The sequence below is a fragment of the Kitasatospora sp. NPDC087314 genome (genome assembly GCF_044744365.1).
Lineage (GTDB): Bacteria > Actinomycetota > Actinomycetes > Streptomycetales > Streptomycetaceae > Kitasatospora.
On sequence record NZ_JBIUYE010000018.1, the window covers coordinates 171767 to 192789 of the forward strand.

Below are 21023 nucleotides of genomic sequence, written 5' to 3' on the forward strand. Positions count from 1 at the left end.
CGCTGGAGCCCGGTGTGCTCAGGAGCCGGTGCTGTTCCAGTCGCCGGTGCTGCCGTGCCCGGTGCCGGTGGGGGTGGGCGTCGGCGTGGCGTCGCCGCTCACCACCGTCGCCGTCCCGGTGCCGGCCGGCTCCGCCACGGCAGCCGTGGCGGAGAGGCCGGCGCCCAGGGCGACGACCACCCCGAGGCCGACCGTGAACAGGCGGAGGCGGGTGGGGGCGGTGGCCGGACGCTGCGTCATCTCTGGTGCTCCCTTGGCTCTCTTCCCTGGTGGGAAGGGGTTCCGTCGTGGTGTGGCACCAGTCTGGCCGGGAGCGTTCAACGGCGGATCTACGGTCGAGCACCGGTGATCACCCCGGCCCGCTCAGGCCGCCGCGCGGATCTCCAGGGTGCAGCACTTCACGCTGCCGCCGCCCTTGAGCAGCTCGCTGAGGTCCATCCCGATCGGTCGGAAGCCGCGCTCGCGCAGCCGCGCGGCCAGGCCGACGGCCGCCTCCGGCAGCACCACGTGCAGGCCGTCGCTCACCGCGTTGAGGCCGAACACCGCCGCGTCGGCGCCGTCCACCAGCAGTGCGTCCGGGAACAGCCGGCGCAGGACGGCACGGCTGCCGGCCGAGAAGGCCTCCGGGTGGTACATGATCTCGTCGCCGTCCAGCACGGCCAGCGCGGTGTCCAGGTGGTAGAAGCGCGGGTCGACCAGCTCCAGGCCGACCACCGGGCGGCCGAGGAACTCCTGGGCCTCCGCGTGCCCCTCGGTCACGCTGCGAAAGCCCCGCCCGGCCAGCACGAATCCCGCGGTGAGCAGCAGGTCCCCCTCGCCCTCGTTGACGTGCTCCGGATCGCGCGTCTCGAAGCCCCGGGCGCGGAACCACTCCAGGTAGGCCGGGCCCTCGGCGGCCCGCTCGGCGTTGCGGAAGCGCGCGCCGAGCACCTTGCCGTCCACCACCGTGGCGCCGTTGGCCGCGTAGACCATGTCGGGCAGGCCGGGCAGCGGGTCGATCAGCTCCACCCGGTGACCGAGCTCGCCGTAGAGGGCGTACAGCCGCTCCCACTGGGCGACGGCGAGGCCGGTGTCCACCGGCTTGGCGGGGTCCATCCACGGGTTGATCGCATAGGTGACCTCGAAGTGGGTCGGACGGCACATCAGGTAGTGGCGCGGGCGGGCGGTGCGGGTCATCGGATGCTCCAGGGGTTCGGGCGTGCGGGGCGGGGCGTGCGGGGTCAGCCGGCGGGCTCGGGCCGCGCGTCGTGGGCACGGTGCGCGTCGTGCGCGGGGCGCGCCGGGAAGTCGCGCATTCCGCGCAGCGGGCTCGCCAGGAGCACGGCGCCCGCGGACAGCAGCACGCCCGCCATGATCCAGATCGTGGTGCGCGGGCCCAGCACCTCGCCGAGCCAGCCGCCGAGCAGCGCTCCGAGGGGGATCGCGCTGTAGTTGACCGTCGAGGCGCTGGCCCTGATCCGCCCGATCATCGCGGGCGGGCAGTAGGACTGGTAGAAGCTGCCGGCCAACACGTTCCCGGCCACGACGCCGCAGACGGCCACCGACCACGCGCAGGCGCTGACCGCGAGCGGCAGCTGGTCGCCGGCCATCGGCAGCAGGAAGATGAAGGGCGCGACCACCAGCTCGCACAGCAGCAGCCCGCGGGCGCTGCCCAGCCGCCGGGCCACCCGCCCGGCCACCGCCGCGCCGGCCAGCCCGCCGATGCTCACCACCGCGAACACCAGGCCCACCTCGCCGGATTCGATGCCGACGCTGCGGACCAGGAACACCGTCTGGACGGCCTGGATGCCGTTCAGCCCGAGGTTCCCGACCGCCCCGAAGCAGGCCAGCGTCCGCAGGTACGGGTCACGGGCCAGGAAGCCCACACCCTCGCCGATCTCCTTCAGGATGCCCCGCCGCTGCGACGGCGGCGGAGGCTGCTCGACCACGGTGATCCGGGCCACGCAGACCGCCGAGACCAGGTAGCTCACCGCGTCGGCGAACAGGCCGCTGGTCGCGCCGAAGACCTGTGCCAGCAGGCCGGCCGCGCCGGGACCGGCGATCTCCACCGCCGACTCCCCGGAGCGCAGCTTGACGTTCGCCTCCAGCACGTCGTCCTTGGCCACCAGCGACGGGAGCACCGCCCCGTACGCGGTGGAGAAGAACACCTTCACCGCGCCGGTCAGCAGGGCCACCAGCACCAGGTGGGCCATGGTCAGCACACCGAGCCAGCCGGCCACCGGCACGCTGACGAACAGGACGAGCAGCAGCAGGTCGCAGACCAGCATCACCCGCAGCCTGGGCCAGCGGTCCACCCAGGCACCGGCCGGCAGGCCGAGGAAGAGCCAGGGCAGCCAGGCCGAGGCGGTCAGCAGGCCGACCGCGAGCGGGCTGGCGCCCAGGGTGACGACGGCCACCAGGGCCAGCGCCACGTTGCCGACCGCCGTACCGAGGCCGCTGGTGGTCTCACCGATCCAGAGCCGACGGAAGTCGGCCTGTGCCCACAGCCCCCAGCGGCCGCGGGACGGCTCCGGCGGAGCCGTGACGGGGGTGGTGACGGACATCGCGGTCACTCTCCAAGCTTCTCGGCGAGCACGGAGGCGATCCGTGCGATGGGTTCCGGACGGGTCAGCTCGCCGTGCGCGCAGGCGAGGCGGTGGGGCTCGATCCGGCCGTCCAGGTACGGCCGCCAGGACTGCTCGTAGGGCCAGTCGGCGGGCTTGTCGAGGGTCGCGCCGAAGAAGACGGCGTCGCCCCGGTACCGGCCGGGCACGTGCTCGGCCATGAGCTTGCGGTGCCGCTCGAACACGCCGAGCAGCTCGGCGGCGGCCTCCCCCAGGACGGCGGTCAGCTCGGCCTGGCCGCGCCCGGCCTCCGGGTCGTAGCCCAGTGACAGCAGCAACTCGGCCAGGGTGTCGACGGGTTCGTCCTGCCCCGGCCCGTCGGCGGCCTCCGGACCGTGACCGGTGACCGGTGCGCCGTCGAGCAGGGCGAGCACACCGACCGGTGCGCCCTCGGCCTGGAGCCGGACGGCCATCTCCTGGGCGACGACCGCTCCGAAGGACCAGCCGAGCAGGTGGTACGGGCCGGCGGGCCACACCGCGCGGATCTGCCGCACGTAGTCCTCGGCGATCTCCGCGACGCTCGCCGGCGCCTCCCCGCGCAGGCCGCGGGCCTGCAGACCGTAGACCGGGCGTTCGGCACCGAGGTGCGGCAGCAGGCCGGAGTAGACCCAGCTGATGCCGGCGGCCGGGTGGACGCAGAACAGCGGGGCCAGGCCGCCACCGGTGCGCAGCGGCAGCAGTACGTCCAGGGCGTCGGCGGCCGGCCCGGCACCGAGCCGGTCGGCCAGTCCCGCGACGGTCGGCGCCTCGAACAGTGCACGCATCCCGAGGTCGGCGCCGAGGGCGGTGCGGATCCGGGCCAGCAGCTTCATCGCGAGCAGGGAGTGGCCGCCGAGCACGAAGAAGTCGTCGTCGATGCCGACCCCGGCGATCCCCAGGACCTCGGCGAACAGCTCGCAGAGGACCCGCTCCGGTTCGGTGCGCGGTGCGCGGCCCCGGGCGAGTTCGGCGAAGTCCGGCGCGGGCAGGGCCCGGTGGTCGAGCTTGCCGCTGCCGGTGAGCGGCAGGGCGTCGAGCGGAACGACCGCGGCCGGCACCATGTAGCCGGGCAGGAGCCCGCCCGCGAAGGCCCGCAGGCCGGCCGGGTCCAGCCGGCCGTCGGTCACCGCGTAGGCGACCAGACGGGTGCCCGCCGCGCGGTCCTCGACCGGGCGGACGACGGCCGCCGACACCTGGGGGTGCCGCCTCAGGACCTGTTCGATCTCGCCGAGTTCGATCCGGAAGCCGCGGATCTTGACCTGCTGGTCGGTACGGCCCAGGTACTCCAGTTCGCCGTCCCGCGAGCGGCGCACCAGGTCACCCGTGCGGTACATCCGCGCGCCGGGCGCGAACGGGCAGGCCACGAACCGCTCCGCGGTCAGGGCGGGCCGGTTCAGGTACCCCCGGGCCAGCGCGGCCCCCGCCAGGTACAACTCACCCGCCACCCCGACCGGCACCGGATTCAACCGGTCATCCAGCACGTAGGCACGCGTCCCGGCGACCGTACGGCCCAGCACCGGCCGCTCCGAGGCCACCAGCGGCTGGACGAGCGTGTCCACCGTCGCCTCCGTCGGCCCGTACAGGTTGTACGCCTCCGTCACCGGCGCCTCCCGCAACCGCGACCACAGCGCCTGCCCGACCGCCTCACCACCGAGCAGCACCAACTCCGGCACCGCCTCGACCAGCAGACCCTCCTCCAGCAGCTGTTCGGCGAAGGACGGCGTCACCTCCAGCACCCCGATACCGCGCTCCCCGACCTGGCGCACCAACGCCGTCGCGTCCCGGCGCACCTCGTCACCGACCAGGTGCAGCTCATGCCCGGCCACCAGCCACAACAGGCCGTCCCACGACGCGTCGAAGCACAACGACGCCGTCAGCGCGACCCGCGACCGCTCCCGGCCCGCCATCACACCGGCCCGGTGGGCCGCCAACAGCGCGGCCAGGCTCCCGTGCGACACCACCACACCCTTGGGACGACCCGTCGAACCCGAGGTGTGGATCACATACGCCGCGTCCTGCCCGGTGGCGCGGGGGGCCGGGTCGCTCTCGGGGCCGGGGCCGTCGTCGGTGACGTCCAGCGTCCGCAGGCCCGCCAGGACCTCGGGCAGCGGCCACCTCGGGTCGGTCAGCACCAGCGACGGACGGGAGTCCGCCAGGACACCGGCGGTGCGGTCGGCGGGGTACTCGGCGTCCAGCGGCAGGTACACCCCACCGGCCTTCAGCACCGCCAGCAGCCCCACCACCGACTCCACCGAACGCGGCAGCGCCAGCGCCACCACCGACTCCGGCCCCACCCCCGCGGCGATCAGCCGGTGCGCCAGCCGATTCGCCCGCACGTTCACCTCACCGAACGTCAGGCGCTCCGCACCGCACACCAGAGCCACCGCACCCGGCATCCGCGCCGCCTGTTCCTCGAACACCGCCGGCACCAGCGGCACCTGCGACGGAAGCGGCGTGAACCCGTCACCGAGCAGCGCGGCCCGCTCCTCCTCCGCCAACAGCTCCACCCGGCCCAGCGGCAACTCCGGGCTCTCCACCACGGCCCGCAGCAGCCGCCCGAACCGCACGGCCAGCGACTCCACCGTCTCCCGGTCGAACAGGTCCGTCGCGAAGTCGATCGCGCACTCCAGGCCGGCGGGCTCGCCGTCCGCGTCGAAGGTCTCGCCCATGCCGATGCTCAGATCGAACTTGGCCACCGATCCGGCCGTCGACTGCACGGTGGCGGGCAGGGCGCCGAGGGTGAGCGGCGCGGAGGCCGTCCGGTCGCCTTCCAGCAGCAGCATCACCTGGAACAGGGGGTGGCGGGCCAGCGAGCGCGCCGGGTTCAACTCCTCCACCAGCCGCTCGAACGGCACATCCTGGTGCCCGAACGCCCCCAGATCCGACTCCCGCACCCGGCCCAGCAGTTCGGCGAAACTCGGATCACCCGACGTGTCCGTCCGCAACACCAACGTGTTGACGAAGAACCCCACCAACTCGTCCAGCGCCTCGTCCGAGCGCCCCGCCACCACCGTACCGATCGGCAGATCCGTACCCGCACCCAACCGGGTCAACAAAGCCGCCAGCGCCGCCTGCACCGTCATGAACAACGTCACCCGGTGCTCACGCGACAACCCCACCAACCCACGGTGCAACTCCACACCCAACGGCAACACCACCCGGTCACCCCGATGCGACGCCACCACACCACGCGGACGATCCACCGGCAACACCAACTCTTCCGGAAGACCACCCAACACCCCCCGCCAGTACTCCAACTGACGCGAGATCACACTCCCCGTATCCGACTCCTCCCCCAACAACCCCCGCTGCCACACCGCGTAATCCGCGTACTGCACCGGCAACGACTCCCCCACCGACACCCCACCACCACACCGCACCCCGTACGCCACCGACAGATCCCGCAACAACGGACCCATCGACCAGCCGTCACCGGCGATGTGGTGCAGCACCAGCACCAGGAGGTCTCCGTCGGACCCGCCCGGGATCACCTGGGCGCGCATCGGCAGGTCGGCAGCCAGGTCGAACGGCCGGTCGACGCAGCTCTCGGGGTCGGTGCCCACGGGCAGGACCTCGACGGCGATCCGGGCCTCGTCCGGCGGCAGGATCCGCTGGTACGGCTCACCGTCCGCCTCGGCCACCAGCGTGCGCAGGCTCTCGTGCCGCACCACCACGTCCCCCAGCGCCGCCTCCAACGCCGCCACGTCCAGCTCACCCTCCAGCCGCAGCACGACCGGCACGTTGTAGAGCGCGCTCGGGCCCTCCATCCGGTCGATCAGCCACAACCGCTGCTGCGCGAACGACAACGGCACCCGCTCCGGACGCCCGACACCCCCCGCCAACACCGGCCGACCGACCCCGGCACCCGAACGCGCCGCCAGCCCGGCCACCGTCGGCGCCTCGAACACATCCCGCACCCCCAGCTCCACCCCCAACACCGACCGCACCCGGCTCAACAACCGCGTCGCCAGCAGGGAATGACCACCGAGCACGAAGAAGTCGTCGTCGATGCCGACCCGGGCGATCCCCAGGACCTCGGCGAACAGCCCGCAGAGGATCTCCTCCTGCGCCGTCCGCGCCGCCCGGCCGCCCACCGCGAACTCCGCGAAGTCCGGCGCCGGCAGGGCCCGATGGTCCACCTTCCCGCTGCCGGTGAGCGGCAGGGCCTCGAGCGGGACGACGGCGGCCGGCACCATGTAGCCGGGCAGTGCCCGGGCGACGAACTCCCGCAGGTCGAGGGCGATCCCGGGAATCTGCTCGGTCACCGCGCAGTAGGCCACCAGCCGGCGGTCGCCGCCGTCGCTCTCCCGCGTGGTGACGACCGCCTGGCGCACGGCGTCGTGGCGGACCAGCACCTGCTCGATCTCGCCGAGTTCGATCCGGAAGCCGCGGATCTTGACCTGCTGGTCGGTACGGCCCAGGTACTCCAGGTCCCCGTCCCGCGAGCGGCGCACCAGGTCGCCGGTGCGGTACATCCGCGCGCCGGGCGCGAACGGGCAGGCCACGAACCGCTCCGCGGTCAGGGCGGGCCGGTTCAGGTAGCCCCGGGCCAGCGCGGCCCCCGCCAGGTACAACTCACCCGCCACCCCGACCGGCACCGGATTCAACCGCTCGTCCAGCACGTAGGCACGCGTCCCGGCGACCGTACGGCCCAGCACCGGCCGCTCCGAGGCCACCAGCGGCTGGACGAGCGTGTCCACCGTCGCCTCCGTCGGCCCGTACAGGTTGTACGCCTCCGTCACCGGCGCCTCCCGCAACCGCGACCACAGCGCCTGCCCGACCGCCTCACCACCGAGCAGCACCAACTCCGGCACCGCCTCGACCAGCAGGCCCTCCTCCAGCAGCTGTTCGGCGAAGGACGGCGTCACCTCCAGCACCCCGATACCGCGCTCCCCGACCTGGCGCACCAACGCCGTCGCGTCCCGGCGCACCTCGTCACCGACCAGGTGCAGCTCATGCCCGGCCACCAGCCACAACAGGCCGTCCCACGACGCGTCGAAGCACAACGACGCCGTCAGCGCGACCCGCGACCGCTCCCGGCCCGCCATCACACCGGCCCGGTGCGCCGCCAACAGCGCGGCCAGGCTCCCGTGCGACACCACCACCCCCTTGGGACGACCCGTCGAACCCGAGGTGTGGATCACATACGCCGCGTCCCCGGCCGAGGCCCGCGCGGCGGGGTTCGACTCCGGACCGGCCGCGTCCCCGGCCGCGCCGCCGGCCTCGACCACGGTCAGGCCGGTCAGCAGCTCCGGGTGCGGCCAGCGGTCGTCGGTGAGGACGAGTACGGGCTGCGCGTCGGCGAGCGTGTGTGCGGTGCGCTCGGCCGGATATTCGGCGTCCAGCGGCAGGTACACCCCACCGGCCTTCAGCACCGCCAGCAGCCCCACCACCGACTCCACCGAACGCGGCAGCGCCAGCGCCACCACCGACTCCGGCCCCACCCCCGCGGCGATCAGCCGGTGCGCCAGCCGATTCGCCCGCACGTTCACCTCACCGAACGTCAGGCGCTCCGCACCGCACACCAGAGCCACCGCACCCGGCATCCGCGCCGCCTGTTCCTCGAACACCGCCGGCACCAGCGGCACCTGCGACGGAAGCGGCATGAACCCGTCACCGAGCAGCGCGGCCCGCTCCTCCTCCGCCAACAGCTCCACCCGGCCCAGCGGCAACTCCGGGCTCTCCACCACGGCCCGCAGCAGCCGCCCGAACCGCACGGCCAGCGACTCCACCGTCTCCCGGTCGAACAGGTCCGTCGCGAAGTCGATCGCGCAGTCGATCCCGGCGGGCTCGCCGTCCGGGCCGAAGACCTCCTCCATGATCACGTTGAGGTCGAACTTGGCGACCCCGGTCCCGGCCGGCAGTGCCTCGACACGCAGTCCGGGCAGTTCCAGTTCGGCGCCCTCGTTGCTCTGCAGGACGAGCATCACCTGGAACAGGGGGTGGCGGGCCAGCGAGCGCGCCGGGTTCAACTCCTCCACCAGCCGCTCGAACGGCACATCCTGGTGCCCGAACGCCCCCAGATCCGACTCCCGCACCCGGCCCAGCAGTTCGGCGAAACTCGGATCACCCGACGTGTCCGTCCGCAACACCAACGTGTTGACGAAGAACCCCACCAACTCGTCCAGCGCCTCGTCCGAACGCCCCGCCACCACCGTACCGATCGGCAGATCCGTACCCGCACCCAACCTGGTCAACAAAGCCGCCAGCGCCGCCTGCACCGTCATGAACAACGTCACCCGGTGCTCACGCGACAACCCCACCAACCCACGGTGCAACTCCACACCCAACGGCAACACCACCCGGTCACCCCGATGCGACGCCACCACACCACGCGGACGATCCACCGGCAACACCAACTCCTCCGGAAGACCACCCAACACCCCCCGCCAGTACTCCAACTGACGCGAGATCACACTCCCCGCATCCGACTCCTCCCCCAACAACCCCCGCTGCCACACCGCGTAATCCGCGTACTGCACCGGCAACGACTCCCCCACCGACACCCCACCACCACACCGCACCCCGTACGCCACCGACAGATCCCGCAACAACGGACCCATCGACCAGCCGTCACTGACGATGTGGTGCAGCACCAGGAGCAGCACGTGGCTCTCCTCGGCCGTCCTCAGCAGGGTCGCGCGGAAGGGCGGTTCGGCCGCCAGGTCGAAGGGACGGCGGGACTCCTCGTCCACGGCGCCGGCCAGCGCGTCGGCCGGGCAGTCCCGGCATTCGACGGCGACCCGGGCCTCGTCCGGCGGCAGGATCCGCTGGTACGGCTCACCGTCCGCCTCGGCCACCAGCGTGCGCAGGCTCTCGTGCCGCACCACCACGTCCCCCAGCGCCGCCTCCAACGCCGCCACGTCCAGCTCACCCTCCAGCCGCAGCACGACCGGCACGTTGTAGAGCGCGCTCGGGCCCTCCATCCGGTCGATCAGCCACAACCGCTGCTGCGCGAACGACAACGGCACCCGCTCCGGACGCCCGACACCCCCCGCCAACACCGGCCGACCGACCCCGGCACCCGAACGCGCCGCCAGCCCGGCCACCGTCGGCGCCTCGAACACGTCCCGCACCCCCAGCTCCACCCCCAACACCGACCGCACCCGGCTCAACAACCGCGTCGCCAGCAGGGAATGACCACCCAGCACGAAGAAGTCGTCGTCGACACCCACCCCATCGACACCGAGAACCTCCGCGAACAACCCGCAGAGGATCTCCTCCTGCGCCGTCCGCGCCGCCCGGCCGCCCACCGCGAACTCCGCGAAGTCCGGCGCCGGCAGCGCGGAGCGGTCCAGCTTGCCGTTGGCGTTGAGCGGCAGCGCCGCCAGCCCCACGAAGGCGGCCGGCACCATGTGGGCGGGCAGTTCGGCCGCGAGGGCGGCCCGCAGCCCGGCCGGGTCCGACGCGGCCGGGCCGACCAGGTAGGCGACCAGCCGCGCCCCGCCCGGGCCCTGCTCGTACGGCAGCACCGCGGCCTGGAGCACGCCCGGCTGCGAGGTCAGCGCGGTCTCGATCTCGCCGAGTTCGATCCGGAAGCCGCGGACCTTGACCTGCTGGTCGGTACGGCCCAGGTACTCCAGGTCCCCGTCCGGGCGGCGGCGCACCAGGTCACCCGTGCGGTACATCCGCCCTCCTTGCCCGCCACCGGGAAGGAGGGGCCCAACGGGCTCGAACGGGCAGGCCACGAACCGCTCCGCGGTCAGCCCCGGCCGGTTCAGGTACCCCCGGGCCAGACCCGCCCCCGCCAGGTACAGCTCACCGGGCACCCCGACCGGCACCGGGTTCAGCTGCCCGTCCAGCACGTAGGCGCGGTGGTTGCCGAGGGGGTGGCCGATCAGCGGGCGCTCGCTGTCGGCGAGGCGGTGGTACAGGGCGTCGACGGTGCACTCGGTCGGGCCGTAGATGTTGTACGCGATCAGGTCCGGAGCGTCCCGCAGGGTGGTCCACAGGGCCTGGCCGGTGGCCTCGCCGCCGAGCATCAGCAGGGCGGGCGGGCAGCGGGTGAGCAGTCCCTCCTCGATCAGCTGGTCCGCGTAGGTGGGAGTGAGGTCGAGGACGTCGATCCCGGTGCGCTCGGCGTGGCGCACCAGCGCGGCCGCGTCGCGGCGCACGTCGTCGCCGACCAGGTGCAGCTCGTGCCCGGCCGCGAGCCAGAGGAAGCCCTCCAGGGAGGTGTCGAAGGACAGCGAGGCGGTGAGCGCGACCGTCAGCCGGCGGCCCGGCCGGGCACGCTCGGTGGCAGCCACGGTCTCGGCACGGTGGAAGGCCAGCAGATTGGCGAAGTTGCCGCAGGAGACCACGACGCCCTTGGGCCTGCCGGTGGAGCCGGAGGTGTAGATGACGTAGGCGGCGTGCCCCGGACGGGCGGTGCCGGGCAGGTCGTGGGCGTCGTGGAAGGCCCACAGCCCCTCGTCGACGGGCAGCACGGTCCGTCCGTCCAGCGCCTCGGCGAGCGGCCAGCGGTCGTCGGTGAGCACGACCGCCGGGGCGGAGTCGGCCAGCATGTAGGCGATCCGCTCCGCCGGGTACTCCGGGTCCAGCGGCAGGAAGGCCGCGCCGGCCTTCAGCGTCGCCAGCGCGGCGACCACCGACTCCACCGAGCGCGGCAGCGCGAGGGCGACCACGGTGTCCGGTCCGGCGCCCTCGTCGAGGAGGGCGCGGGCCAGCCGGTTGGCCCGGGCGTTCAGCTCCGCGAAGGTCAGCGACTCGGGCCCGCAGACCAGGGCGACGGCCCCGGGGGTGCGCGCGGCCTGCTCCTCGAACACCGTCAGGTAGGGCGTGTCGGCGTCCGGCAGCGCCGTGTCGTTCCATCCGGCGAGGGTGTCCCGCTCGGCCTCGCCCCGCACCTCCAGGGCGGTGACCGGGCGCTCGGGGTCCTCGACCGCCTGGCGCAGGATCAGCTCCAGGGCGGCGGCGAGCCGCCGGACCGTCTCCTGGTCGAACAGGTCGGTCGCGTACTCCAGGCCGCCGCTCAGCCCGGCCGGGGAGCCGCCGGCGGCGAGCCGCTCGACCAGGCTGAGGGTGAGGTCGAAGGTCGCGGTGCCGAAGTCGACCGGCGCCTCGGTCACGGTGATGCCGGGCAGGTCCGGCCCGTCCTCGGGGGTGCCGGCGAAGGCCAGCATCACCTGGAACAGGGGGTGGCGGGCCAGCGACCGGGCCGGGTTCAGCTCCTCGACCAGCGACTCGAACGGCAGGTCCTGGTGCTCGTAGGCCGCGAGGTCGGTGTCCCGGACGCGGCGCAGCAGTTCGGCGAAACCCGGCCGGCCGGAGAGGTCGGTGCGCAGCACGAGGGTGTTGGCGAAGTAGCCGACCAGGTCGGTGACGGCCTCGTCGAGGCGGCCGGCCACCGGGGTGCCGATCGGCAGGTCGGTGCCGGCGCCGAAGCGGTGCAGCAGGGTGGCGTAGGCGGCCTGGAGGACCATGAACAGGGTCGTGCCGTGCTCGGTGGCGAGCGCGCCGAGGCGGGCGTGCAGCTCGGCGTCGAGCTCCACCGGGACGACGGCGCCGCGGTGGGTGGCGACCGGCGGCCGGGGCCGGTCCAGCGGCAGTGGCAGCTCGTCGGGCAGGTCGGCCAGCGCGTCGCGCCAGTAGGCGAGTTGGCGGGCGGCCAGGCTCGCGGGGTCGTCCTCGTCGCCGAGCAGGTCGTGCTGCCAGAGCGCGTGGTCGGCGTACTGGACGGGCAGCGGCTCCCAGTCGGGGGCGCGGCCGGCGAGGCGGGCCCGGTAGGCGGTGGCGAGGTCGCGGTAGAGCGGGCCCAGCGAGGCGCCGTCCCCGGCGATGTGGTGCAGGACCAGGACCAGGACGTGCTCGTCCGGGCCCTCGGGCCGCAGGTAGGCGTGCACGGGCAGGTCGGCGGCCAGGTCGAAGGTGTGGCGGGCGAGTTCGTCCACCGGGCGGTCGGTGGTGGTGAGCAGCGGGGCCGTCGGCCCGTCGAGGACGCGCTGGTGGGGGGTGCCGTCGTGTTCGGCGAAGACGGTGCGCAGGGCCTCGTGCCGCCGGACGGTGTCGCCGAGGGCGTCCGCCAGGGCGGCGGGGTCGAGCGGGCCGCGCAGCCGCAGGGCGAGGGTCACGTTGTAGGTGGCGGCGGGGCCCTCCGCCTGGGAGAGGAACCAGAGGCGGCGCTGGGCGAAGGAGAGCGGCACCCGCTCGGGCCGGGTCGCGGGCCGCAGGGCCGGACGGGCCGGGGCGGGGGTGTCGGCGGCGCGGTCGGCGAGCCGGTCGACGAGCCCGGCGACGGTGGGGGCCTGGAAGAGGTCGCCGATGGTGAGCTCGATGCCGAGGTCGGTGCGGGCCCGGCCAGTGAGGCGGGTGGCGAGCAGCGAGTGGCCGCCGAGGGCGAAGAAGTCGTCGTCGACGGTGATGTCGTCGATGCCGAGCAGTTCGCCGAAGAGCTCGCACAGCGCCCGTTCGCGCTCGTCGCGCGGCGCGCGGCCGGTGTCGGCCGCGGCGAGGTCGGGGGCGGGCAGGGCCCGGCGGTCGACCTTGCCGTTGGCGTTGAGCGGCAGGGCGTCGAGGATGACGACGGCGGCGGGGACCATGTAGCCGGGCAGCGTGGTGCCGGCGAAGGTGCGCAACTCGGCCGGGGTGAGCGAGGGTTCGGCGGTGCAGTAGGCGACCAGCCGGGTGTCGCCGGGGCGGTCCTCGCGGGCGATCACGATGACCTGGCGGACGGCGGGGTGGCGGGAGAGCGCCGCCTCGATCTCGCCGAGTTCGATCCGGAAGCCGCGCAGCTTGACCTGCCCGTCGATCCGGCCGAGGAACTCCACGGCGCCGTCGGCGCGCAGCCGTACGAGGTCGCCGGTGCGGTACATCCGCTCCCCGGGCGCGTACGGGCAGGCGACGAACCGTTCGGCTGTCAGGCCGGGCCGGTTGAGGTAGCCGCGGGCCAGGCCGGCGCCGGCGATGTACAGCTCGCCCGGGACGCCGGGCGGGACGGGGCGCAGCCGGGCGTCGAGGACGTGGCTGCGCATGTTGTCGAGCGGGCCGCCGATCGGCACCCGGGGGCCCGTGAGGTCGGCGTGGGTGAGCGGGTGGTGGGTGGCGAAGGTGGTGGTCTCGGTGGGCCCGTAGACGTGGGCGAGCAGCAGGTCGGGGCAGGCGTCCAGGACACGCCGCAGCAGGGTGGCGGAGGCGGCCTCGCCGCCGGTGCAGACGACGCGCAGGGCGGCGAAGGTCTCCGGGGCCTGCTCGGCGACGAGGTCGAACAGGGCCTTGGTGAGGAAGACGGCGGTGACCTCGTGGCGGGTGGTGACGGCGTGCAGGGCGGTGGCGTCGAGGGCGCCGGGCGGGGCGACCACGACGGTGCCGCCGGCCAGCAGGGGCGTCCAGATCTCGTAGGTGGCGGCGTCGAAGGCGTGCGGGGAGTGCAGCAGGACCCGGCGGTGCCGGCCGTCCTGCCAGCGGCGGTCGGCGGCGAGGTCGAGGACGTCGCGGTGGCGCACGGCGACGCCCTTGGGGCGGCCGGTGGAGCCGGAGGTGTACATCGCGTAGGCGAGCTGGTCCGGGTGGACGGGCACGCCGGGGCGGTGGGTGGGAGCGCCGGCCTCGTCGCCGGGGCGGACGACCACGGCGCGGTGCGGGAAGCCCGCGTCGGTGCGGTCGGTGAGCAGCACGGGGGCGCCGGTGTCGGCGAGCACGCCGGTCATCCGCTCGGGCGGCAGGCCGGGGTGCATGGGGACGTAGCAGCCGCCGGCCTTGAGGACCGCCAGGGTGGCGACGACGACCTCGACGGAGCGCTCCATCAGCATCGCGACGGGGGTCTCGGGGCCTACGCCGAGGGCGATCAGGTGGTGGGCGAGGCGGTTGGCGCGGAGGTCGAGTTCGGCGTAGGAGAGGGTGCCGCCGTCGTGGGCGAGGGCGGTGGCGTGCGGGGTGAGGTCGGCCTGGCGCTCGAAGGCCCCGGCCAGGGTGCCGGTCCGGCGCGGGGCGTCGGTGGCGTTCCACTCGGTGAGGATGCGGGTGCGCTCCTCGGGGGCGAGGACGTCGAGGGTGCCGATGGGGGCGTGCGGGTCGGCGGCGGCGCCGGCCAGGAGCCGGCCGAGCCGCTCGGCCAGGGCGGCGACGGTGGTGCGGTCGTAGAGGTCGGCGGCGTACTCGATCGAGCCGGTGAGCCCGGCGGGGGCACCGTCGGGGCCGTGCTGTTCGGCGATGCCGATGTTGAGGTCGAACTTGGCGACCCGCAGGCCGATCGGTTCGGGGGCGGACTCCAGCCCGGGCAGGTCGAGTTCGGCGTCCTGCCCGTGGTTCTGCAGCACCAGCAGGGTCTGGAACAGCGGGTGGCGGCCGAGCGTGCGGGGCGGGTTGAGTTCCTCGACGAGCCGCTCGAAGGGGATGTCCTGGTGGGCGAAGGCGTCGAGCTGGGCCTCCCGGACCCGGCCGAGCAGTTCGGTGAAGCTCGGGTCGCCGGAGGTGTCGGCGCGCAGCACCAGCGAGTTGACGAAGAAGCCGACCAGCTCGTCCAGGGCCTCGTCGGCGCGCCCGGCGACTCCGGTGCCGAGCGGGATGTCGGTGCCGGCGCCGAGCCGGGTGAACAGGGCGGCCAGGCCGGCCTGCAGGACGGTGAACAGGGTGGTGCGGTGCGTGCGGGCGAGGTCGAGCAGGGCGGTGTGCAGGTCGGCGCCCCAGGCGAGGTCCACGGAGTCGGCGGCGCCGGTGGGGGCGGGCGGTCGGGGGCGGTCCGTCGGCAGCTCCAGTTCCTCCGGGAGTCCGGCCAGGGCGGTGCGCCAGTGGGCGAGTTGGCGGGCGAGCAGGCTCTCGGGATCGTGCTCGTCGCCGAGCAGTTCGCGCTGCCAGAGCGCGTAGTCGGCGTACTGGACGGGCAGCGGCTCCCAGTCGGGGGCGCGGCCGGTGAGCCGGGCCCGGTAGGCGGTGGCGAGGTCGCGCAGCAGCGGGCCGAGCGACCAGCCGTCGCCGGCGATGTGGTGCAGGACGACGAGCAGCACGTGCTCGGTCGGCGAGAGGGTGAACACCGTGACCCGGATGGGCAGTTCGCGGCTCAGGTCGAAGGTCTCGGCGGCGGCCGCGTCCTGGTGGCCGGGGTGGTCGGCCGGTGCGCAGTCCACGACCAGGAAGCGCGGCTGCGCCTCCTCGGCCGACAGGATCCGCTGCACCGGGACTCCCCCGGCCACCGGGAACACCGTGCGCAGGGCCTCGTGACGGGCGACCACGTCCGCCGTCGCGGCGCGCAGCGCGGCGGTGTCGAGCTCGCCGCGCAGGCGGAGGGCGAACGGCAGGTTGTACAGCGCGGTCGGCCCCTCGATCTGGTCGATCAGCCAGAGACGCTGTTGTGCGAACGAAACCGGGATCACGGTGCTTCCTCTACTCACGTCACGGCACGGGGGTGTTCGGGGCTGCGCGGTCAGGCGTCGGCCAGGGCGGGCCGGACACTGGGCCGGCAGTCCAGGACGTCGAGGGGCTGCCCCATCGAGACGGCGATCCTGCGGTCGCCGCGGTACGGGTCCCGGCCGTGTGCGCAGAGCACGTTGTCGACCAGCATCACGTCGCCGGCCTGCCAGCGCTCGCGCACGGTCGCCGCGTGGTAGGCCTCGTTGAGGGCGTCGACGTCGGCGCGCTCCAGTGGTTCGCCGTCACCGAATCCGGTGTTGAACGGGAAGCCGTCCGGGCCGAACTCGTCGGTCATCGCCTCGCGGATGTCCGGGTCGAGCGACCACTCGTTCCAGAAGGCGAGGTGGTTGAACCAGACCTCCTCGTCGGTCACCGGGTGGCGGATGGTGCCGGGGCGCAACTGGCCGGTGCGCAGGTTGCCGTCCGGCAGCCACTCCCAGGTGATGCCGTTCTCCCGGCAGTAGGCCTCGACCTCGGCCCGGTCCTCGGTGGCGAAGGCGGTGCGCCAGCCGAGGGAGACGTAGTCCGAGTAGTTGCGGGTGAGCGTCCAGCCGGAGCTCCGCATCCGCTCGACCAGGTGCGCGGGCAGGTGGCCGAGCACCTGGCGGCAGTCGGCGGTCGGGGTCGCCCCGCCCTCCTCGGGGGCGATCAGGCAGGCGAAGAGCAGCCGGCCCGGGAAGGTGAGGGTGTAGCTGTTCTCGTTGTGCATCCGGATCGGCTGGGCCGGCGGCAGGTCGGTGGAGGAGAAGACGCCGTTGCCGTAGTCGCTGCGCGGGGTGGCCTTCTCCCGGTAGGGGGTGCGCTCGGGGAGGAGGACGTCGCGCACGGCCGCGACGTCCTCGGTGCTCGCGACCGGCAGTCCGCGCAGGAAGATCGTGCCGTGCCGGTGCAGGGCTTCGGTGAGCCCGGTCTCGTTCTCGCGCAGCCACTCGCAGGCCTCGCCGAGGTCGGCGGTGCGCGGCGCGTGGGCGAGGGCCGGGCGACCGGGGTTCAGTTCCCAGGTCGGCATGGTGGCGCTCACTGCCGGGCGAGGGAGGCGGTCAGGCTGGCGGGCCTGATGTCGGTCCAGTTGGCCTCGATGTAGTCGAGGCAGCCCTGGCGGGTGTCCTCGCCGTGGACGGTGGTCCAGCCGGCCGGCACGTCGATCCAGACCGGCCACAGCGAGTGCTGGTTCTCGTCGTTGACCAGCACCAGGTAGCCGGCGTTGTCGTCCTCGAACGGGTTGCTCATGGTGTCCTCCTTGGGTTGCTTCGAAGGTAGGGGCGGGCCGGGGGACCGAAGGGCAGGAGTCGAGGCAGGAACGCGGCACTTCGGCTCGCGTGCCTCCTGCCGCCGGGCCCGGTCAGCGCGGGGTGAGGCGGACCGGGAAGTGGTCCAGGCCGAAGTTGATGATCGAGCGGTTGTGGGTGACCGGGCCGGTCGGTTCGATCACGGCGACGCGCTCCAGCACCGCCGTGAACAGGGCCCCGAGTTCGGCCTTGGCCAACGGCGCGCCGATGCAGTAGTGGGCGCCGAGGCCGAGGGCGAGGTGCTTGTTGGGCGCGCGGTCGAGCCGGATCTCCTCGGGCCGGTCGAAGGCCTCCGGATCCCGGTTGGCGGACCACACCCAGACCGCGACCCGGTCACCGCGCCGGATGCTGCGGCCGTCGAGTTCGGTGTCCCGGCTCGCGGTGCGCAGGGTGTGCAGTCCGACCGAGGTCCAGCGCAGGAGTTCGTCCAGTGCCGAGTCCATGCCGACCTCGCCCTGCTGCAACTGCCGCCACAGTTCGGGGTGTTGGACGAGGGTGTACAGGCCCATGGCGGCGGTGTGGCGGACCGTCTGGACGCCGCCGACCACGATGTTGTCCAGGTTGAGGACGACGTCCTCGACCGGCAGCAGCTTGCCGCCGACCCGGTAGGTGGCCATCCTGCTGATGAGGTCGTCGCGCGGGTCGGTGCGGCGCAGCATCACCTGGTGCAGCAGGTAGGGGATGAGCTGCTGGTGGCCGGCCCGGCGCTCCTCGGGGGTGCGGCCGAGGAAGGCGACGTCGCAGACCCGCTCGACCATCTCGCGGTCCCTCTCGGGGACGTCCAGGAGGTCGCACATGACGGACAGCGGGAGGGCGGAGACGGCGTCGACGAGGTCCACCTCGCCCCGCTCGACGGCCTGGTCGACGATCGAGGAGGCGAGCTCGGCGATGCCGCGGGAGGCTCCGCGGACCGGGCCGGGGCCGAAGAACGGGTTGGCGGGAGCGCGGAGTTCGCGGTGCCGGGGCGGGTCGGTGAGGGCCATCATCCGGCCGGAGCCGACCGGGACCTTTCCCTCGCCGGCTCCGAGCAGCGAGCCCTGCTCGGAGCTGTAGAGGGCGGGGTCGCGCAGCACCTCCGCGCAGTGCCGGTAGGAGAGCACCGACCAGACCGGCCCGTCGTCGACGGTGTCGGTGCGGTGGACGGCGGCCTCCCGGCGCAGCTGCGCGATCAGGCCGGGGGTGTCGGGGCGGGCCCACAGGTCCGGGTCGGTGAGGTCGACCGCGGTGGTGGTCAGCATGAGTACTCCGTCGTGGGCTGGTGGGCGGCACCGGGCCGCGCGATGAGGGAGGTCAGCAGGTCGACCGGGCCGGGCCCGTCGACGGTGGCGAGCAGGTGGCCGCCGGGGACGACGTGGTGGCCGGAGCCGCCGCGGGTGTGGGCCGCCCAGCCGTCGAGCCGGGCGGAGCCGAGCATCGGGTCGTCGACGCCGACGACGGTGTGCAGGTCGGAGCCGATCGGCGGGTGCGGACGGGGCCGGTAGGTGGCCACCACGGCCAGGTCGGTCCGGATGCCGTGCAGCGCGTGTTCCTTCAGCTCGGCTTCGCCCTCGACGAGTTCGCCCATGCCGGCGAGGCGGAGCAGGTCGTCGGCGGTGTGCTGGGGGCGGTCCGGTCCGGCCCAGGCGTCGGGCGGTGAGGCGGAGGCGGCGACGATCAGCTCGGGCCGCCGCTCGGCGGGCAGCGCCCGGGCGACCTCGTAACCGAGCAGGGCGCCGAAGCTCTGCCCGTAGAAGCCGAACCGCCCGGTCAGGTGCGGGGCGAGGGCGTCCACGACGGCGTCGACCAGCAGATCGAAGCTCGCGGGCATCGGGTGGCCGAGCCGGCCGCCGCGGGCGGGCGGGCGCAGCGCCCAGACCTCGGCGGTCGGGGCGAGGGCGCGGGCGAGCGGGGTGTAGGCGGTGGCGTCGCCCCCGGCGTGCGGGAAGCAGAACAGCCGGAACGGGCGGTGCGGTTGGGGCGCGGGGACGAACAGCCAGTCCCCCTCGACGCGGGGTCGCACCCGCGTGGCGGTGGTCATGCGCCGCTCACCCGGGCGCGGGCCGTCAGGGCGGGCCGGGGGGCGGCGGTGCCGGCCTCGGCGGCCCGCTCGACGGTGGCGGTGAAGGCGGCCAGGTCGGCCGAGTCGAGCAGGTGGCGCAGCTGGAGCTCGATGCCGAGCCGGCGGCGCAGCAGGTGGACGACCCGCAGCGCGGCGAGCGAGTGGCCGCCGAGCGAGAAGAAGTCGTCGGTGGGCCCGACGCCGGTCACGCCGAGCACGGTGCCCCAGACCTCGGCGACCTGGTCCGCCAGTCCGCCGGCACCCTCGGCGGCCGCCGCCCCGGAGGACGGCGCCGCGGCCCCGGGGACGGGCAGCCCCGCCAGGTCGACCTTGCCGTTCGGGGTGAGCGGCATGGCGTCCAGCACGGTGATCACCGAGGGCACCAGGTGCGCGGGCACGGTGGCCCGCAGCCGCTCGGTCAGCTCGACGGCGGTGACGCCGCCGGTGACGTAACCGGCCAGCCTGCGGTCGCCGGGGGCGGGCTCGTACACGGTGACGGCGGCGGCCTGGACGCCCTCCAGCCCGGCCAGGGCGTGCTCGACCTCGCCGAGCTCGATCCGGTAGCCGCGCAGCTTGACCTGGCGATCCACCCGGCCGACGTACTCCAGCCGACCGCCCTCGCCCCGCCGGGCCTGGTCGCCGGTGCGGTACAGCCTCCCTCCTTGCCCGCCATCGGGCAGGAGGGGCCCATCGGCCGCGAACGGGTCGGCGACGAAGCGCCCGGCGGTCAGCCCGGGCCGGCCGAGGTAGCCGTGGGCGAGCCCGGGCCCGGCCAGGTACAGCTCGCCGACGACGCCGTCGGCGACCGGGGCGAGCTTCTCGTCCAGCAGGTGCAGGCGCACACCGGGCAGCGGTTCGCCCAGGTGCGGCCCGGGGCCGCTGATCGGCGCGGTGACGGCGTCGACGGTGCACTCGGTGGGCCCGTACAGGTTGAGGGCGTCGACGCCGGTGTCGGCCAGTTCCCGCCAGGTGCGCTCGGGGACGGGCTCGCCGCCCATGAACAGCCGCGGCACCGGGGCTCCGGTGAGCGGCTCGCGCAGCAGCTCCCAGTGCGACGGGGTCAGGTCGAGGTCGGTGACGGCGTGCTCGGCCAGCAGGGCGGCCAGCCGGGCCGGGTCGGCGCGGTGCTTCTCGCCGATCACCAGAACGGTGTCGCCGCGGCAGATCCGGGCCCACTGCTGGACGGAGGCGTCGAAGGAGACGCTGGCGTTCCAGCCGACCACTCCGGGCTCGGCGCGGTAGGCACCGGTGGCCTCCAGCGCCGCCACCAGGGCGGCGACGGCGCCGCGCGGCACCTCGACGCCCTTGGGGCGGCCGGTGGAGCCGGAGGTGTAGATGACGTAGGCCGGGTCGAGCGGGTCGGCCTCCTGCGGCAGGTCGGGCCCGTCCTCGGCGGCGTCCGGCCGCAGCACCGGCACGTCCTGGGCCGCCGGCAGACCCTCGGCGCTGATCAGGGCCGCGAGCCGGGCGTCGGTGGCCATGAAGGCCAGCCGCTCGGCGGGGTAGGCCGGGTCGAGCGGGACGTAGGCGGCGCCGGCCCGCCAGACGGCGAGCAGGGCGACCGGCAGGTCGGCGGTGCGTGCCAGGTGGACGCCGACCCGGTCGCCGCGGCCGACACCGCGGGCGCGCAGGGCACGGGCCAGGGCGGCGGTGCGGCGGTCGAGTTCGGCGAAGTCCAGGCGGTCCGCGCCGGCGAGGACGGCGGTGCGCTCGGGGTGGGCGGCGACGGCGTCGCGCAGGCGGTCCAGCAGATCGGTCATGACGGTT

Annotated in this window: 9 protein-coding genes; all 9 read right to left on the minus strand. The window is 74.3% G+C overall.

Annotated elements, in window-relative coordinates:
- Nucleotides 1-18: 18 nt before the first annotated feature.
- The gene (locus ACIO5E_RS33550) at nucleotides 19-240 is read right to left on the minus strand and encodes a hypothetical protein (protein ID WP_400675291.1); all 222 of its coding nucleotides are present in this window, start codon (nucleotides 238-240) and stop codon (nucleotides 19-21) included.
- A 123-nt stretch (nucleotides 241-363) separates the two neighbouring features.
- Nucleotides 364-1176 (minus strand): dimethylargininase, encoded by an 813-nt coding sequence (ddaH, locus tag ACIO5E_RS33555; protein ID WP_400675294.1) that lies wholly within the window; start codon nucleotides 1174-1176, stop codon nucleotides 364-366.
- Nucleotides 1177-1220: 44 nt separating this feature from the next.
- On the minus strand, nucleotides 1221-2543 hold the full coding sequence (locus tag ACIO5E_RS33560) for an MFS transporter (RefSeq protein WP_400675297.1): 1323 nt from the start codon (nucleotides 2541-2543) through the stop codon (nucleotides 1221-1223).
- Between the two features lie 5 nt (nucleotides 2544-2548).
- Nucleotides 2549-15892: an amino acid adenylation domain-containing protein gene (locus tag ACIO5E_RS33565; protein WP_400675300.1), complete on the minus strand. Its 13344-nt coding sequence runs from the start codon at nucleotides 15890-15892 to the stop codon at nucleotides 2549-2551.
- Nucleotides 15893-15942: 50 nt separating this feature from the next.
- Nucleotides 15943-16938 (minus strand): TauD/TfdA family dioxygenase, encoded by a 996-nt coding sequence (locus ACIO5E_RS33570; RefSeq protein WP_400675302.1) that lies wholly within the window; start codon nucleotides 16936-16938, stop codon nucleotides 15943-15945.
- 8 nt (nucleotides 16939-16946) lie between these two features.
- Complete coding sequence (locus ACIO5E_RS33575; protein WP_280683126.1) at nucleotides 16947-17159, minus strand: MbtH family protein; 213 nt, start codon at nucleotides 17157-17159, stop codon at nucleotides 16947-16949.
- A 112-nt stretch (nucleotides 17160-17271) separates the two neighbouring features.
- Entirely contained in the window at nucleotides 17272-18456 is a 1185-nt protein-coding gene (locus tag ACIO5E_RS33580) for a cytochrome P450 (RefSeq protein WP_400675305.1), read from the minus strand.
- The gene (locus ACIO5E_RS33585) at nucleotides 18450-19235 is read right to left on the minus strand and encodes a thioesterase II family protein (protein WP_400675307.1); all 786 of its coding nucleotides are present in this window, start codon (nucleotides 19233-19235) and stop codon (nucleotides 18450-18452) included. The genes ACIO5E_RS33580 and ACIO5E_RS33585 overlap by 7 nt, the downstream gene beginning before the upstream one ends.
- Nucleotides 19232-21016: a non-ribosomal peptide synthetase gene (locus tag ACIO5E_RS33590; RefSeq protein WP_400675309.1), complete on the minus strand. Its 1785-nt coding sequence runs from the start codon at nucleotides 21014-21016 to the stop codon at nucleotides 19232-19234. Before ACIO5E_RS33590 ends, ACIO5E_RS33585 begins: the two co-directional genes overlap by 4 nt.
- Nucleotides 21017-21023: the final 7 nt, after the last annotated feature.